The organism is Halodesulfovibrio oceani subsp. galateae (assembly GCF_055397225.1).
In genome coordinates this window covers 3,440,098-3,454,458 of sequence record NZ_AP042453.1, presented here as the reverse complement: position 1 = coordinate 3,454,458, position 14,361 = coordinate 3,440,098, and the positions used below count along the sequence as shown (strand labels likewise).

The 14,361-nt window shown below is 46.4% G+C and carries 11 protein-coding genes; 4 read left to right on the top strand and 7 right to left on the bottom strand.

The window, feature by feature from the left end; translation table 11 throughout:
* Nucleotides 1-80: 80 nt before the first annotated feature.
* The 4 genes from ACZ5V1_RS15180 to tolQ are packed head-to-tail and all read right to left on the bottom strand — an operon-like array spanning nt 81 to nt 3,526.
* The gene (locus tag ACZ5V1_RS15180) at nt 81-1,424 is read right to left on the bottom strand and encodes a translocation protein TolB (protein ID WP_464389552.1); all 1,344 of its coding nucleotides are present in this window, start codon (nt 1,422-1,424) and stop codon (nt 81-83) included.
* A gap of 25 nt (nt 1,425-1,449) precedes the next feature.
* Nucleotides 1,450-2,391 carry a cell envelope integrity protein TolA gene (gene tolA, locus ACZ5V1_RS15175; RefSeq protein ID WP_464389551.1) on the bottom strand — a complete coding sequence of 314 codons (942 nt, stop codon included), beginning with the start codon at nt 2,389-2,391 and terminating at the stop codon, nt 1,450-1,452.
* A gap of 11 nt (nt 2,392-2,402) precedes the next feature.
* A complete protein-coding gene (locus tag ACZ5V1_RS15170; RefSeq protein ID WP_464389550.1) occupies nt 2,403-2,828 on the bottom strand; it encodes an ExbD/TolR family protein in 426 nt (141 codons plus the stop codon).
* A 5-nt stretch (nt 2,829-2,833) separates the two neighbouring features.
* Nucleotides 2,834-3,526 (bottom strand): protein TolQ, encoded by a 693-nt coding sequence (tolQ, locus tag ACZ5V1_RS15165; protein ID WP_464389549.1) that lies wholly within the window; start codon nt 3,524-3,526, stop codon nt 2,834-2,836.
* A gap of 458 nt (nt 3,527-3,984) precedes the next feature.
* Between tolQ and ACZ5V1_RS15160 the strand changes: the two genes are divergently transcribed.
* Nucleotides 3,985-5,604 (top strand): TolC family protein, encoded by a 1,620-nt coding sequence (locus ACZ5V1_RS15160; protein WP_464389548.1) that lies wholly within the window; start codon nt 3,985-3,987, stop codon nt 5,602-5,604.
* A gap of 117 nt (nt 5,605-5,721) precedes the next feature.
* Here ACZ5V1_RS15160 and ACZ5V1_RS15155 read toward each other — a convergent pair whose 3' ends face one another.
* Nucleotides 5,722-7,734 (bottom strand): peptidase U32 family protein, encoded by a 2,013-nt coding sequence (locus ACZ5V1_RS15155; RefSeq protein ID WP_464389547.1) that lies wholly within the window; start codon nt 7,732-7,734, stop codon nt 5,722-5,724.
* 501 nt (nt 7,735-8,235) lie between these two features.
* Here ACZ5V1_RS15155 and ACZ5V1_RS15150 point away from each other — a divergent pair.
* On the top strand, nt 8,236-9,054 hold the full coding sequence (locus ACZ5V1_RS15150; protein ID WP_464389546.1) for a dihydroorotate dehydrogenase electron transfer subunit: 819 nt from the start codon (nt 8,236-8,238) through the stop codon (nt 9,052-9,054).
* A 9-nt stretch (nt 9,055-9,063) separates the two neighbouring features.
* Complete coding sequence (locus ACZ5V1_RS15145) at nt 9,064-9,984, top strand: dihydroorotate dehydrogenase (RefSeq protein ID WP_373792800.1); 921 nt, start codon at nt 9,064-9,066, stop codon at nt 9,982-9,984.
* A 458-nt stretch (nt 9,985-10,442) separates the two neighbouring features.
* On the opposite strand, the gene ACZ5V1_RS15140 is transcribed toward ACZ5V1_RS15145, so the two are convergent.
* Nucleotides 10,443-11,807: a deoxyribodipyrimidine photo-lyase gene (locus tag ACZ5V1_RS15140; RefSeq protein WP_464389545.1), complete on the bottom strand. Its 1,365-nt coding sequence runs from the start codon at nt 11,805-11,807 to the stop codon at nt 10,443-10,445.
* Between the two features lie 313 nt (nt 11,808-12,120).
* Between ACZ5V1_RS15140 and ACZ5V1_RS15135 the strand changes: the two genes are divergently transcribed.
* Complete coding sequence (locus ACZ5V1_RS15135) at nt 12,121-13,707, top strand: peptide chain release factor 3 (protein WP_464389544.1); 1,587 nt, start codon at nt 12,121-12,123, stop codon at nt 13,705-13,707.
* Between the two features lie 121 nt (nt 13,708-13,828).
* Here the strand turns inward: ACZ5V1_RS15135 and ACZ5V1_RS15130 are convergent, their stop codons facing one another.
* A complete protein-coding gene (locus tag ACZ5V1_RS15130) occupies nt 13,829-14,224 on the bottom strand; it encodes a Ros/MucR family transcriptional regulator (RefSeq protein WP_160712863.1) in 396 nt (131 codons plus the stop codon).
* Nucleotides 14,225-14,361: the final 137 nt, after the last annotated feature.

Here is a 14,361-nt window from a genome sequence, read left to right as displayed (position 1 = left end):
TTATAAATTCAAAAAACTCCGTCCATTTCTTACACGGTTTCAGGCCGTTGGCAAGTCCGATGACGCTTAGAATGTAAATGTCATCGTCCTGACGCAGCCGGAACCATGCCCCATGAAGGCAGAGTTGCTTCTCCTGAGCCGGTCTTTACAATCCTTGGAGTCCCCCCGTGGCGGGTGGTAAGATATATTTTGTATTCGCCAGTGCGATTGGACGAGAAAGCTACAAAAAAGCCATCGGGACCGAAGTCAGGCATTTCGTCATCTCCCGGTCCGAAGGTAATCTGCTTTTCTTTGCCAGTGACGAGGTCAAGGGCAAATATTCTGTGTCCTTCCGATGTCCTGCGCGCGAATACTACCAGTTCTCCGTCAGGTGAAATAGACGGGCTGGTGTTGTATTTGCCATTTCGAGTAATACGGGTCTCTTTGCCTGTCGTCAGGTCTTTCAGGAAGATGTGTGGGTTTCCGCGTCTGCTGGAAACAAACACCATCTTCTTCCCTGAGGCATCGAAGCTTGGAGAAACATCGATGGCCCAGTTCTTTACAAGAGTTTTTTCGCGTTTGAAGAGGTGGTTCAAAAGGTATATGTCGGGATTACCACCGGTGGCAAGGCTTACTGCTACTTTATTATCAGGCAGAAAAGCAGGGCCAATAATGGTGTTGCCCGGGAATTGAACTTTTTGCACTCGCTGGGTCAATCGATCCCAAATGCCCATGGAGTGGTATCTTTTACCAATATGACTGAATAGAATGTACCGACCATCAGGAGACCATGTTGGTGACATGGCAAGGCCGGACATATTCGTCAGTCTGTTCAAATCACGACCGGTAGGTCGGACTGTCCAGATATCTTTCTTTTCAGGGCTCGCTTTTTTTACAAAAGCAAGTGTGGAGAGGAAAAATTCGCCACGCCCTGTTAGTTTCTTCATTAAAGCAGAACAAAATCTGTCTGCAACGTTCGGAAGGTTTTCCGGTGTGAGCTCGGAATACGCCTTACCAAGAATCAGCTTGCCCGTGAAGACTTCAAATGCACGCAGTTCAACTTTTGGTCGACCACCGTTTGGCACGTCCGGCCATACTTCGGTAACAAGTAAGTCAACATTTGCAAGCTGGTACTTTTTAAAATCAATCGCTTTTCCTGTACCACCAGCTACCGTATTGCCACCAAGAATTGTGTTACCTTTCATAAGGTTCATAAACGGCAGGTAGTACAAGTTGGTGTTAATAAGCTTAGAAAGAGTCGCAGCACTTTGTACTGTTTGATCACTTCCCTGTGCTTGTGGCGCAATAACTGGTGTGGACTGGATGAGGTTAATGCTGTTTTGTCCCGGCCCGTAGATATCAATCTCCAGAGTACGGGCATTCGCGGTTGTTGCTAAGGCAAAAGCCAAGCACACCAGTAATGTCAGTATATAAATACGCTTCATTTTATTCATCCAGACGTTATGTCAGTTATTTTTCCTGACTGTTAAAGTTCAGGGTGATTTCCGTAAGGTCAGGGCTTGGAGGGGTGGGCAAAGACTCTGTTTCAGCAATTGCCCGCAGCGTGGAAGAATCGAAATCAGGACGGCCAGACGAATTTATGAGCTTGGCGTCTAAGATTTCCCCTACGTTCGAAATCATTATTCGTACCTGTGCAACAAGAATGGTGCGCGTGGCAAGCTTTGGATAGCGCCAATTTGGTCTAATGGCGTCCATAACTGTTAACGCATATAGGTCTTCAATGCTGCCGATAACACCATCTTGTGGTGTACCTTCAATACCTTGTTCTGCATTTTTAGCATCTTCTTTCTCTACTGCCTTTTGTAAAGCCGCCAGCTCATTTTCGACATTTCGAACTTTATTCTGGTCGTTTTTTTTCACAGTAGCCTTAGTTGATGCCAACGCTTTCCGCAAAAGATCCTCGGGGGTTGGTTTCGGTGGAGTTTTCTTCTTCACCTTTTTCTTTTGCGGTTTTTTCTTTGTGTTAACTTTTTTTACAGCTTTTTTCTTTTGCGGCTTCTTCTTTTTAGTCACCGCTTTTTTGGGCTGATCTTTCTTTTTGTCGCTAACAGGTTTTGCTTTAGGCTTGGCCTTTACCGGTGCCTTCTGCTTTGTCACTTCCTGCTTAGGAGCCTCTTTTTTAGGAACTTCCTTTTTCGGGGCTTCCTTCTTTGGAACTTCTTTTTTAGGAGCTTCTTTAACAGGAGTTTCCTTTTTAGGCTTTGTTTCCTTAACTACAGGCTTTGAATGCTTAGGTAGAGAGGTCTTGGATTTTTTGGCCAGTTGCACAAGTTTAACCTTGTACACAGGCACATCCAGTCGAACCTTAATAGTAGAAACAGGCCAATAAAGGATTGTGACAATAAGCCCTAAATGAAGACATAGGGAGAACAACATACTCAAAGAGCGCATGTTACAAACACCTATTTTTTTGCGGGCGGGGTTTCTGGAGTTTCAGCGAGAACTCCTAAATTATCGATGCCTGCACCTTTAATAATGCCCATCGCATTAACAACTTTTCCATATGCTACATTTGTATCAGCACGCAAGAATAGCTGTTTATTTTGTTTTTTTACAAGACGTTCCAGATGCCCCGGAAGATCCTTTTCTGTTACAGCGTAGTCATCAAGCGTCATCTTACCGTTCTTATCGATGGTAAGTATTAAATGATCTTTATCTGATGGCAAAGCGGAAACAGTTTCTGTTTGTGGCAGTTCTACGTCCAGCCCCTGTGTCATAAGTGGTGCTGTCACCATAAAAATGATGAGCAAAACCAGCATAACGTCTACAAAAGGCGTCACGTTGATTTCAGACACAAAGCCTTTTTTATTTCCGATAGATATAGCCATGCGTGCTACCCTTCGCCGGTAGTACGTTTTGGACGCTGTGTGTGTAATTCACGCTGCACACGGTTCAAAAATACACCGGAAAAAGAATTAAGCTGCACTTCAATGTCCTGCAGTTTGCCAAGGAACATGTTGTAGCCGATGCCAGCAGGAATTGCCACAGCAAGGCCGATAGCTGTTGCTACCAGTGCTTCGGAAATACCCGGTGCTACAGCTGCCAATGCTGCTGATTTCATCTGACCGATGGTCTGGAAGGCGTGCATAATACCCCATACAGTACCAAACAGACCGATAAACGGTGCAGAGTTCGCACATGTCGCAAGAAACGGCAATGCGCCGGAAAGAGATGCAGACTGCATAGACACGCCCTGTTCCAAAGAACGCTGAACGTTGTCTGCAATGACGGTTGAAGAATTTACGTTATCGCGAAGACGTGTGTATTCATCCACGCCTTGCTGTGCTACGAAAAAGAGGGGGGAAGAAGCATCAGTGCCTACGGCCTGAACAGCTTCGCGTAGCGATTTAGCATCTTGAAAAGCATTAATGCCTTTTGAGGCACGTTTCTTAGCAGAAGCAAGTGTGAGCCACTTGTTAAACATAATTGTCCAACTAATGATGGACATAAGTGCAAGCATTCCAAGTACAATTTTTACAACAATTGTCGCTTGCCCGATGAGCATGAAGATGTTGGTATCGCCCATATATTTCTCCGGTTGATGTTACGGATAATTTTATTTTTAACCTGATGCGTTGTACCCTAAATATGTTGCGGTTTAAAGTTCTTCCATATCCATCTAATATTTTTTGAATTAAATTATAATTAATGACTTTTTTTATGCAGGTTCACATAGCATCAGGCAAAAAAGCACCCTGTTTTTCGCTTGTAACCGAAAGTGCCTTGCGGTAGTACGTGATTTTGAGTAGAAACTAGCTTTTCAAACAGTGTTTGAATCCTATAACTACTTAGGAATTATCCTGATCATTCAGTGCTTCTCCTCACACACGGAAGCATACCTGAAACACAACGTTATATTACGTATAGATCAGTGTTTTTATCCCCTTACCCTTGAAACAGCCCTTAAAAGTGTTTATTCTTCGTCGAATATTCTTTTATGGTGCTAGCTGCGAGTCTTTGAGACAAACGCAAGGAGACCCGACCATGAGATGCCCCCGTTGGCAACAGCTGCTTTTACTCATAATGCTGAGTATCATTATAGCAGCGCCTGTTTATGCAGAAGAGATGACCTCACAGGAAGACGTTCCGCAGGATGTTAAGATTGACCGCGAAGCATCCCCGGCTGAACGTTCTGCTGTGGCTGCTGAAATCAAACAGGCCTCAAACGCAATTAAGCCAGAAGACACTGCTGACATCCTGTTCTCAGGAACTTTTACTCTAAAAAAGGCTGTGCTGAAAGCCCTCGCTGATAACCCATCCATTGAAGCTGCCCGTAGAGGCGCAACTAGCGCTGAAGAAACCAGAAAATCCGCCCGCGGTGCTTTTGGACCAGCTTTGAGCACTGAATACACAGCCAACTACTCGGAGAAAAGTGTATTCAACAACCACAACGTATACCAATGGTCTCTGACAGTTTCGCAGCCAATTTTTACTGGTTTTAATATTCTTGCTACCTACAACAGTGCTGCCCTTACTGCACAAAGTCAGGAGCTTGCACTTGGACTGTCAGAATTAAACCTTATTTTTCTTGTTCAACAGAACTTTATTAACCTGCTGGCAGCACGTGAAAATGTTGAGTCTGCTAAAGACTCCGTTGAACGTCTTGCTTCTCAGCTAAAAGTTGCACAGGCATTTTACGATGTTGGCCTCAAACCGCGTATCGATGTTCTGCGTGCTGAAGCACAGCTTTCTGAAGCTGAAGACACCCTCATTTCTGCACAGAATACGGTTGTTATTCAGGAAGCCCGTCTGAACACGCTTCTTAACCTGCCTGTTAATGCACATATTCAATACGAAGGCGAACTTGCATATTTCCCGTTCGAACAGCCACTTGAAGTTAGCCTTGATACCGCTGCTCATTACCGCCCTGACATTCTTATTGCCCGTAAGGCAACTGAGATTTCTCAGGAACAAGTAACTCTCGCAGCAAGCGACTTTTACCCACAAATTTCCGCTTCTGTTGAATATGTGAAAAATGGTGACGGCTTTGATGTTAGCGGATTCGATAACAGCAACAATACGGCTCCTCTCGAAAACACTTCAGTTGGTGCAACACTTGAATGGAGCCTCTTCTCCTGGGGTACCACCTATTTTGCAACAACCAGCGCAAAGCAGAACGTACTTTCTGTTAAAGCTACTGAAGCAAACACATGGCAGGAAGCTGCGTTTGAAGTTAAATCTCGCTACTTGAACATTATCACCGCTGCAAAGCGTATTAAAGTAGCAGAAAAAACCGTTGCCGCAGCAGAAGAAGCATACCGTATGGCTGTAGCACGCTATCAGGCACAGGTTGGTACCAACACTGATGTACTTGATGCACAGTCTGACTTATCTTCTGCAGAAGCTTCTCTGATTACCGCTCGCGGTGACTACATGATCTCTGTAGCATCCTTGTACAACGCAACCGGCCGTAAAGTTCCGGGGCTTACAACAAGCGACATCATCAACGAAACAGGTCATGGCCTGCAAGCTGATATTGCTAGCGATATCAAAGAAGATGTTGCCGCAGAACGCAAAGATGACACTTCTGCTTTAGACCAGCCTCTTGATACTGACACAGATCGTCAGCTCGAGAATACACTCGAAAAAGAAGCTGATCAGTAACAGTAGCTTTGGGGCTGCTATTAGCTGACCAAAGTATCTCTGACCAAAATAAAAAGGCTGTCCTTCATATGAAGGACAGCCTTTTTTTATTCTATTTACTGCATCACGCTACAAATCTTATAACAGATTCAGATCCCAGTTGAACGGGGAAGTACGTTTTGCTTCAGGAACAACAGACGGTGGTTTTTCCATGAGTTTTACAAACATGGTGTAACCAGCCTGAAGAAGCAGCTGCTTGTTCTTTTCGATATCCATAGGCCAGCCCGGGTAAATCCAGGAGTTCTGACCGTAGCGGCGCAGCCAGAAGCATTCGCCTTTTGGAGAATAGAAAGGCTCGTTCGGTTTTACGCCTTCAAGAGGGAATCGGGAGATGCCCATAGGCCAGTAACCGTAAAGAACCACGCCAAGCGGCAGACAGCTCTGTTTAGGCAGTTCCATAATATCTTCCTGAGCAAGCTCTGGAGAAATGATAGCGCCTTTAAAGCCCATCTTTTTCAATGCTGCAATGGCAGCAGGGTTGGACGGGTTACAGAATGGACCTGCAATAAGATCGATGTTGCGTGCGCCTTCAAAGAAAGCAGCCTGCCACGGTGAGCCGAGTACAAAGTGACGAGCACCCTGACGCAGCGCCATTTTGATCATGGAGCGCCATTTGTTTTCTTCGTTTGGCCAGATCACTGGTGGCAACCACCAGGACATACGACCGAAGAGAGTACGTCCAACAGTTTTCAGCGCACGTTCACCAAGCCAGATGCCGTTCGCTGTATCTGTAAATTTACCTGCTTTACCTGCTTTTCCGTGCGGAAGATGATCACGCATGAGAATGGTCACTGCACGTGGGCGTTTGCTTGCTGCAGGATAGGTAAGAGGTGCATCGATAGCTTCACTCTTTTTGCCTTTACAACGGGACAACTTGCCATCCCATTCTTTCAAGAGATTGATCATTTCCTGTTCACGGCGATCAATCAAAAATACAGGAGTGCCGCTTTTCGGGCGTTTACCAGCTGGTGCACGCAATACAAAAGTACCGTTTTTCGGTATCGGATGCGGAACACGGTCGGTAAAGTGCCACTGCTCATCTTCATACCCGATACGCAGGTAGTCAGCTTTCAGCAGCTCGAAACGAGGCTTGAAGAAATATTTAGGGTACGTACGTTCGCCTTTTTTAGCTTTTGCAGGCGGCTCAACGGTAATCTTACCGACAAGGCGACCAGAACTTGTCTGTTCACCCGGATCAACAGGAGAACGACGTTTCTGCGGCAGGAAAGTGCTGTGAGTGGAAGGACGACCAAGCGCCTGTTCCAAAATCTGCTCTGCCTGTTTACGCGCTTTCGGATCATCTGGATTATCACGAAGCAGTTTGTACGCTGTAGTTACGTAGTACACATAGTGAGGGCCCTTTTTACGGCCTTCAATCTTCCATGACTTGAGATTTTCAATAGGAAGAAGTGTTTTTGCCAGAACGTCCAAAGACAAATCCTGACAAGAGAAGAAACGCCCTTTTCGAGCTTTCTGCTGGTACACGCGGCGACAAGGCTGAACACAGCGACCGCGAAGACCGGATTTACCGCCCATGTAGCTGGACCAGTAGCAACGTCCGGATACACAGTAGCAAAGCGCACCGTGTACGAACATTTCAAGAGACATGTCTTCAGGACATGCATCGCTGCACTGACGTACTTCATCAATATCCAGTTCACGTGGAAGAATGATGCGGTCTACGCCCATTTCCTGTGCAACTTTAAATGCAGCAGGGTGGGTAACGTTCGCCAATGTAGAAAGGTGCAATTCGCCCTTAAAACCAACCTGTTTTGCCACTTCAACCATGCCTAAATCCTGCATGATAAGTGCGTCCGGCTGTACATCACGCTGAAGTCTGCCAATGAGGCGTGCAGCGGAATCAGGATCACCCGGCTTAACAAGTGTGTTCATTGCCACGTAGACCTTACGGTCTTCTTTGTGGGCAAGCTCTACCATCTTAGAAAGCTCGGTAGAGGAGAAGTTATCCGCCGCCATACGGGCAGAAAAATGTTTCAAGCCAAGGTATACCGCGTCAGCACCCGCAGCTATTGCTGCGAGAAACGCGTTTTTATCACCGGCAGGTGCCAAAATTTCAGGTTTATTTTGCATATATATATCTCTTATGGTCCGCCGCACCTAGGTGGTTCAACCAATTGCCGTGCAATTAGTTGAAAAAATTTTGCTGGCGGAAAAAATTTTCGTCGTTGTCTGCGTTGTAGCACATAACCATTGAACTCCCCGTTGGCAACTCTAATACACTACCTGAGGAAACTCTTTTTTAACATTACACAACCCAAAAGACGTTTGGATCGGTGTCAAAGCAGCAGTGTGTGCAGGGAATTTCATTTCTACTGTGCTTGTATGCTTAATGAATGTATGAAAAAGTTACAGTAGATATTATTTCTGTGATAGGTTCATGCCGATGGGGCGTTCCGTTAAAAAAAATGGAAACTGTAAACTCGATTTTGCCCCAAAGTATTGATTGCGACTAGAGGAGAAAGAACGTACACGTAAACGGCTCGACGTTCGGGTAATACTTTACTATCAGGATTTGCACGCTTTGGGCAGGTCTAACATGCCTTAAGAAATTGCAATGAGGTTACAGGAATTATGCATCAGGAACAATGCACTACACTTACAGTTCTAGATAATGTTCCCTTTGGAACAGTATCCGGCGAAAGTCTCTTTTTCGCCCTACGCATTGAGCGCCCGGAATGGGCAGATTGGAAGCCAGGCCAATTTGTGATGCTTCGCCCGGAAGGGTGGGCGCTTGATATGATGTGGGCGCGTCCCTTTTCAATTTGTCGCGTAAGTAAACGCGATCTCGTAATTTTCTTTCAGGTTGTAGGACGCGGAACACGCCGTCTTGCAGATCTGAAAGCCGGTGACAAAGTTGTGGTATGGGGACCGTTAGGTACTCCATTCGTTGTAGAGGATAAAACCCCTACACTGCTGCTCGCAGGTGGTATCGGCATTGCGCCGCTTGTTGCCTACGCACAGAAGCATCCACAACCGTGGAACCTGCATATGGAGTTCGGGCACAGAATGCCTTTGAACTGCTACCCGTTTGAATCAATCAATGAACGCATTACAGCAGCAAGCCACCTTGAACGCGGCCCTGATGATTTAGCACATTTTCTTGATTTGGTTGAAACAAGCATCAAAGAATACGCAGAAACTGACGGCCTTGTGCTTGCTTGCGGCCCTACCCCGTTCTTACGTGCGGTGCAGGCATTTGCAGCAAAGCATAACGCACGTTGTCAGCTTTCTCTCGAAAACCGTATGGCATGCGGCGTTGGCGCATGTTTGGGTTGTGTAACTAAAACAACAGATAAAATGACTGCCAAAGGTGTTGCAGCCGGTCGCGCACAAGCATGTGAGCACGGGCCTGTATTCTGGGCAGATCAAATTATCCTCGACGAAGAGTAGGAGGCTACAATGACTATGAACGTAACGCTTCCAGGCTCTACCGGTTTACAGTTTAAGAACCCAATTCTCACCGCCTCCGGTACTTTCGGATACGGTGTAGAGTTTGCCCCGTACGGCGATCTTAAAACACTCGGTGGTATTGTGGTAAAAGGGCTTTCCCTTGAACCGCGTGCGGGTAACCCGATGCCACGTATTGCAGAAACTCCATGCGGTATGCTCAATGCCGTTGGTCTGCAAAACTCCGGTGTAGAAAATTTCATCACTGAAAAATTGCCGAAGCTTCCAACCGCTGAGCTGCCTGTTATTGCTAACATCTACGCATGTGACCCTGCCGAGTTCGGTGAACTCACCGCAGTGCTCGCAGCAGAAGAAGGCATCGCAGCAATCGAAGTGAACATTTCCTGCCCTAACGTACAGGAAGGCGGCATTCTTTTCGGACAAGATTCGAAGCTGGCAGCACGCGTAACAGAATCTGTTAAAAAAGCTGCCGGTGACAAGCCAGTTATTATCAAACTGAGCCCGAATGTTACCGACATCACCACCATCGCTAAAGCCGTAGAAGGTGCCGGTGCAGACATTATTTCCTGCATCAACACACTCTCCGGAATGGGCGTGGATATTCGCACCCGTAAGCCGCTTATCGCAAACGTAATCGGCGGTCTTTCAGGGCCTGCAATCAAACCAGTAGCGCTGCGCTGCACGCATCAGGTATGTAAAGCTGTTTCCATTCCCGTAATCGGTATGGGCGGCATTGCATCAGCAGAAGATGTCCTCGAATTCATCCTCGTAGGCGCGCATGCCGTACAAGTCGGTACCGCAAACTTCCTGCGTCCAGATTTCTCGTTCCGTCTCGTGGATCAGCTCGAACAGCTGATGGCGAAACTGAACATCACCGATCTGGAAGAATTCAGAGGCTCATTGAAGCTTTAGTTTTTGCAGCAGACCGGGATTAGGCTTAGCAGCGGGGTGCCTTCGGCGAACCTGCGGTGCTTGCCTCCGGCGGCCAAAGAACCTTGTTGAAACAAGGTTCTCTGGACTCTCCAAAAACTTTTATCTGCGAGTTCAGCACGTTTTTTACGTAACCTCGCGGCTTATGCTCCATTACCTTTCGTGAAATGAGAAAAGGCTGTCCTTCGTATGAGGGACAGCCTTTTTATTATTCAAGTCAGTACAGCTAAGCCGCGTGAGAAGTCTATTAACGGACGTACTTCGCATAATAAAAGTTTTAGGAAGGGGGTCTGGGGGAGAACCCTTTTTCAAAGCGGTAGCTGTTCTCGAAGAATGAGAGATTACAGATAGCGACAGTGTAACAGGGTTTCACCCAGCCGTCGGAGACAAAAGCCTTACCCCAAAAACGTCGTAGACCCGCCGGAGGCTAAACAAGCAACTTACGGCTTACCAACCTGTTCAACAGCCAGCCTGACCTTTTCAATATACTCATCGACATTAAATTTTCGCTTGGCACCGTTGTAGTTCATGTATCGAATTGTGCCGAACACTGGGCGTTCGCGCCATGCTCTGTCGTGCACTCCACCGATGGACCATGCGATGCCGGTGTATCCGTTGGAATCGACGCCATCGAGTGAATAGGTATCATTGAGGTAAATGGCGTGATGCATTGCTTCCTCGGGCGAAGTTGTCCATTCCAATATTTTTTTTGCCCAATACATGCGCATGTAACCGTGCATTTTTCCTTGATACACGAGTTCCTGCTGCGCAGCATTCCAAAGTGGATCGTGGGTTTCTGCCTGTTCCAACTCTTTGAGTGAATAGATGTAGTCGCGCGGATCGGAACGATGCTTTTCAAGAGTATTTTGTGCCCACTGAGGGAAAGATTTTGTGGAATCATAAAGCGGGTTGTAGAAACAAAAATTGTCTGCAAGCTCACGGCGTACGACTAACTCTTCCAGAAACACCTCTTTTGCTTCGACGGGGACTTGCGGGTGTTCCAGTGTTTCCAATACGGCACGCTGGGCTGAAAGCATTCCGTAGTGCAGGTATGGTGAAAGATTTGAAAGGGCATCTTTTGTCGGATCATTTCTGAGAAGATACTTGTGGATTTTTTTGTTCACAAAATGCTGAAGAACATCTTGAGCCGCTTTTTCACCTGACTTGAAATGGGGAACGGCAACAGAATTGTCCTGCCCTGCTTGTGGCGGCTTGAACGCTTCTGAATGCGTGTCACCTTGCCAGACGACTTTGGGAGCTGTGAGCCTTGGAAACGGCGTGAGGAACTGCTCGAGTAAGCGGTGAATTTTTGGACGAATCGTGCGAGCCGCGTATTCCTGCTTGTCTGACACATGACGAAGAGGGACTATGTTGCGCCCATCGACTTCGGCAATGGCGCATTCTGTATGATTTTGTATAGCATGAAGCCATAACTGCTGAGGCTTTAACGAGGATTGGTCTGTTACGACCATGTAGGGGGCAAAAGTCGTAATGAGCTCTGCAAATTCTTCGGGGTGCTGTGCATTTGAATTTATGAAGGGAATACCTAACTGTTCGAGAGATTTTTTGGTTTCCTGAATTCCGTCATAAAGAAACTGCTTTTGCCTGTATGAGCCATTCGGGGTGGAACCGGACAGGCAAAAAAGAACAAGCAATGGCAGATGTTGGCTCTCCGCTTCCTGTAGCGCGTAGAGTAATCCCCAATTATCTTGTGCTCTATGTTCGCAGCGCATCCAATAGATAACACTTTGTGCGGCTGGCAATTTAGAAATTTTTCGCACAAGATTCATTCGTTCTATCTGCATAGGTCTCTCCTGCCTCATAAAAGATGTATGCGCAGTTTAGCAGAAGATAGGCAGGGTGAAAATGTATGTGGTGTAATTTGCCAAAATGGTACGCATACCGAACGCCCAATACATTATATAAAGAAGAAGTGGAGGCACCCGTACCTCTTCTTTCTTGACCAAAGCGGGTTCTTTGTGGAATACGCAGTCATCAACAGTGTAAGATGAAAATTTTACACTTACAATATCAGCACATACAGCAGCGCGGTAAAACGCGCTGTTTTTTGCGAGATCGCACCGTTTTTGTTAGCAAAACGGATACAGAGGAATAACCATGAGTAAAGCTTTAGAACGCGAAGTTAATAAGCGCCGTACATTCGGCATCATCAGTCACCCGGATGCCGGTAAAACCACCCTTACAGAAAAATTATTGTTGTACGGTGGTGCAATTCAGATGGCGGGTTCAGTAAAATCCCGTAAAGCGGCACGCCACGCGACCTCTGACTGGATGGCCATGGAACAGGAACGTGGTATTTCTGTTACTTCCTCTGTTATGAAGTTTGAATACAAAGGGCATGAAATCAACCTGCTCGACACACCGGGTCACCAGGACTTCTCTGAAGATACCTACCGTGTACTCACTGCGGTTGACTCCGGCTTGCTGGTTATCGACTCCGCAAAAGGTGTAGAAACACAGACTTTGAAACTCATGGACGTTTGTCGCCTGCGTAACACTCCTATTGTTACCTTTGTTAACAAACTTGACCGTGAGGGTCTCGATCCTCTGGATGTTATGGCTGATATTGAAGAGCGCTTGAAAATCGAGTGCGTTCCACTCACATGGCCTATCGGCATGGGTTTGGACTTTAAAGGCACATGGAACATCTACAAGAACGAGTTACACTTGTTCAGTTCAGTGCATGAAGGTAAAGCTCAGGAAGGTCTCGTTTTCAACGATGTGAACGATCCTCGCCTTGAAGAATACCTTGGTGATTTTGCAGACCAGCTTCGTGACGAACTGGAACTGCTTGAAGGCGCTGGTAACCCGTTTGATAAAGAGCGCTACCTTAAAGGTGAGCAGACTCCTGTATTCTTCGGTTCCGCGATCAACAACTTTGGTGTGCAGGAAATGCTGGATGCTTTTGTTGAATTGGCTCCTGCTCCGAAAAGCCGCCCTTCCACAACACGCGAAGTATCACCGTTTGAAGAAGATTTTTCAGGTGTTGTTTTCAAAATTCAGGCAAACATGGATAAAAACCACCGTGACCGCATCGCATTTATGCGTATCTGTTCCGGTAAATTTACCCGTGGCATGAAAGTAAAACATCACCGTGTGGGCAAAGATTTTACCATTGCCAACGCGACCATCTTTATGGCGCAGGACAGAACCGGTATTGATGAAGCCTACGCAGGCGACATTATCGGTATCCACAACCACGGCACTATCAAAATTGGTGATACTTTTACCACCAAAGAAGAGCTGAAATTTGTGGGTATTCCGAACTTTTCACCGGAACATTTCCGCCGTGTACAGCTTAGAGATCCTATGAAGCGCAAGCAGTTGCAGAAAGGTCTTGAGCAGCTGGCAGAAGAAGGGGCAGTACAGCTGTTCCGCCCTATTTCCAACAGTGATTACATTCTTGGCGCCGTTGGTATTCTCCAGTTTGACGTAATCGTTCACCGTTTGAAAGAAGAGTACAGCGTAAACGCACTCTACGAACCGTGTATGATTACAACTGCCCGCTGGATTAGCAGCGATGATGAAAAAGTTCTGGCAGAATTTAAAGACTACTACCGCAGCGACCTCGCTATTGATGCTGAGGGATGCCTTGCGTATCTGGCTCCAAACCCTTGGAAGCTCGAGTCTGCTCAGGAACGTTACCCGAAGGTTGTATTCAGTACGACCCGCGAAATTCGCTAAGTTACAAACAAACACTAAAAACCCGCTTTGGAGTCAATCCAATGCGGGTTTTTTCTTGCCAGATTTATAGCACGGCCTTGTTGTAGATTTACACAACCTACATAGTGGGGCAAAAAGTTGTCTACTCGACTTTCTTCTTACGTTTTTCCCACAGGCGCATGTCTTTCATTTTTTTTCTACGCTCACGCTGCAGTGACTTACAAACAAGCGGAATGCCTTTTTTGTAGCCATATTTTTCGCGGTATTCGTGCATAGACAGTTCATGCGAGAGTAAATGTTTGCGGGTAAGAATTTTAAATGCCTTACCGCATTCAAGGCAGGTAATTGATTTTTCTTTAATGGCTTTCCCAGGCTCCATTATCGGCTCTTGCACCACTTCTTCTTGAGCGCCTTCAGCAATCTGTTTAATACCGAATGCTAATTTATGCATCATTGAGCCGAGTTCATCTTCGGTCATGGTGCGAACACTCGCCTGTGCTTTTACAATATCTAAAGCCTGCTTCAGATATTCTTCCATTACGTCCTCCTTCCGTTACGCCACATAATTCATTGCAACCTATCCCACACGTATTAAGCATCCTTAAACGAACATCGGCACTGTTCAGACATTAATACTAGCTTCTTAAATTCTTAGCTGAGGCTACGTAGTAAAAT

Excerpts from the sequence above, each read along its gene's own strand:
- ACZ5V1_RS15180 (WP_464389552.1), bottom strand. The coding sequence starts at position 1,424 with ATGAAGCGTATTTATATACTGACATTACTGGTGTGCTTGGCTTTTGCC.
- tolA (WP_464389551.1), bottom strand. The coding sequence starts at position 2,391 with ATGCGCTCTTTGAGTATGTTGTTCTCCCTATGTCTTCATTTAGGGCTT.
- ACZ5V1_RS15170 (WP_464389550.1), bottom strand. The coding sequence starts at position 2,828 with ATGGCTATATCTATCGGAAATAAAAAAGGCTTTGTGTCTGAAATCAAC.
- tolQ (WP_464389549.1), bottom strand. The coding sequence starts at position 3,526 with ATGGGCGATACCAACATCTTCATGCTCATCGGGCAAGCGACAATTGTT.
- ACZ5V1_RS15160 (WP_464389548.1), top strand. The coding sequence starts at position 3,985 with ATGAGATGCCCCCGTTGGCAACAGCTGCTTTTACTCATAATGCTGAGT.
- ACZ5V1_RS15155 (WP_464389547.1), bottom strand. The coding sequence starts at position 7,734 with ATGCAAAATAAACCTGAAATTTTGGCACCTGCCGGTGATAAAAACGCG.
- ACZ5V1_RS15150 (WP_464389546.1), top strand. The coding sequence starts at position 8,236 with ATGCATCAGGAACAATGCACTACACTTACAGTTCTAGATAATGTTCCC.
- ACZ5V1_RS15145 (WP_373792800.1), top strand. The coding sequence starts at position 9,064 with ATGACTATGAACGTAACGCTTCCAGGCTCTACCGGTTTACAGTTTAAG.
- ACZ5V1_RS15140 (WP_464389545.1), bottom strand. The coding sequence starts at position 11,807 with ATGCAGATAGAACGAATGAATCTTGTGCGAAAAATTTCTAAATTGCCA.
- ACZ5V1_RS15135 (WP_464389544.1), top strand. The coding sequence starts at position 12,121 with ATGAGTAAAGCTTTAGAACGCGAAGTTAATAAGCGCCGTACATTCGGC.
- ACZ5V1_RS15130 (WP_160712863.1), bottom strand. The coding sequence starts at position 14,224 with ATGGAAGAATATCTGAAGCAGGCTTTAGATATTGTAAAAGCACAGGCG.